We start from the raw sequence: 1,634 nt of genomic DNA, 5'->3' as shown, positions 1-1,634 counted from the left end.
CCAGCACAAATAGCAAATTGCCATCCAACTCTTGACCTCGAATTTGATTAACACTTTTTAAGAGACACTAGTGAAATGAATTCTCAAAGACCGAAAGTGGCGAAACTCAATGTCGGGACAATAGTCGGCATTGACGATTACCACTACGAAACAAAACAATCATGGCTCGACAGACTCCGCTCTTTATTCACAAAACGGTAAAATGCAAAAAAACTATGATCAAAACTGCTGTCAGTTATTATTGAAGTAATTTAAACCATAGATAAATTAGGAGCAATTTAAATATGAAATTCATGAAACATCTGATACTCTTTATTCTATTGTGCATATCCTCGCATATCGGATACGGGCAGCATATCCGGTTCACTTACGATGATGCCGGAAACCGCATCAGGAGGGAGCTTGTCACGATTCAGGAAGTAAACACGCAAGACAGGAAAATGCAGAAATTCCTGACTGGCAACAATCTCGACAGTGAGATAACCATCAACGCTGACAAGTCTTCAAACCTGATACACATCAACACTAAAGACCGGAAATTGCAGGGTGAATACAAGATTGCAATGTACAGCATTGCCGGATATATGGTGCTGGAAAGTCAACTATCTATAACGGGATATGCAGAAGTGGATATAAGTCAACTTCCCAAAGGAGTGTATGTACTTGTAGTAACTAACGGAACGGAATCCAAGGCATGGAAGATAACAAAATCTGAATAGTCAGCCAAGACAGTTGAATGAACAATACTTTATAATTATGAAAACAAATTACAGTAATGACCGACCTATCGGTCCATTTCAGAGATTGAAAAATTTCTTTTGTCGTACAAAAGGCAATAAAAAATTTGAAGCATACGAACCTGCCTTCAACAGCAAGCCGACTGCTTCTTATGACAGCGAGCCGGAAATTGAAATCCCGGAATCCGAAAAGAAAGATGCCTCCACATTGATGACAGAGGATCGGTTCTGGGGGTTGATCGGAAATTCACGATCCTCCAGCAACATCTATGAAACATTGTCTACCCTTTCGGACGATGAACTGTTCGGATTCAGGTATTGGTGGAAGCATTTCAGCAAAATATCATACCGACAGGATCTCTGGGCAGCCATATATATCTATCGCGGTGGATGCAGCGACGACAGTTTCGACTATTTCCGTTTCTGGCTTATCACGCAAGGTCGCGACGTGTTCTACAATGCCTTGAATAATGCGGATTCACTCTGCGATGTGTTCGCAAATGGAAGAGATGAAGATCCCACAGACGAAGATGCGGATTACCTCGTTATGGACATACTCAACAGACGCAACAACGACAGCGACTATTACTACCGTGCTTTAAAAGGATACAGGATGCCGGAGGAGGAATTACCTGAAATCGAGTTCGAATGGGAAGAGGGAGACGAAGAGTCTATGCGCAAAGTGTGTCCACGTACTTTTGACCGATGGTGGGGCGAATGCCGTTAATTCATCAATCTGTTCAGGATACTGCCGTTGAATTCAGATTTATTTACTAGGGTGTTCAGTTTGATGTTCCGAAAAACGTCATTCAAAACACCCGAAATTTTAATAAAAACACGTGCTTAAAAATATTTATTTTTTAGCGCAAAAGAGTACATTGAAAATTTGGATAATTC

The 1,634-nt window shown here is 41.0% G+C and carries 3 protein-coding genes; all 3 read left to right on the top strand.

Annotation, left to right across the window (positions count from 1 at the left end; translation table 11 throughout):
- The first annotated feature begins 75 nt into the window (after window positions 1-75).
- The 3 genes from JX312_RS14265 to JX312_RS13345 all read left to right on the top strand — a co-directional run bounded on the left by JX312_RS14265 (window position 76) and on the right by JX312_RS13345 (window position 1,464).
- On the top strand, window positions 76-201 hold the full coding sequence (locus JX312_RS14265; RefSeq protein ID WP_255563933.1) for a hypothetical protein: 126 nt from the start codon (window positions 76-78) through the stop codon (window positions 199-201).
- 83 nt (window positions 202-284) lie between these two features.
- Window positions 285-719: a T9SS type A sorting domain-containing protein gene (locus JX312_RS13350; RefSeq protein ID WP_204458406.1), complete on the top strand. Its 435-nt coding sequence runs from the start codon at window positions 285-287 to the stop codon at window positions 717-719.
- A 37-nt stretch (window positions 720-756) separates the two neighbouring features.
- Window positions 757-1,464, top strand: coding sequence for a DUF4240 domain-containing protein (locus JX312_RS13345; protein WP_204458405.1), 708 nt, complete (start codon window positions 757-759; stop codon window positions 1,462-1,464).
- Window positions 1,465-1,634: the final 170 nt, after the last annotated feature.

The sequence above is a fragment of the Barnesiella sp. CU968 genome (assembly GCF_905219685.1).
GTDB classification, from domain to species: domain Bacteria; phylum Bacteroidota; class Bacteroidia; order Bacteroidales; family Muribaculaceae; genus Lepagella; species Lepagella muris_A.
Note: the sequence above shows the minus strand (reverse complement) of the source record. Positions and strands in the feature narration are given on the sequence as shown.

Coding starts and splice junctions, on each gene's coding strand:
- JX312_RS14265 (WP_255563933.1), top strand. CDS start 76: ATGAATTCTCAAAGACCGAAAGTGGCGAAACTCAATGTCGGGACAATA.
- JX312_RS13350 (WP_204458406.1), top strand. CDS start 285: ATGAAATTCATGAAACATCTGATACTCTTTATTCTATTGTGCATATCC.
- JX312_RS13345 (WP_204458405.1), top strand. CDS start 757: ATGAAAACAAATTACAGTAATGACCGACCTATCGGTCCATTTCAGAGA.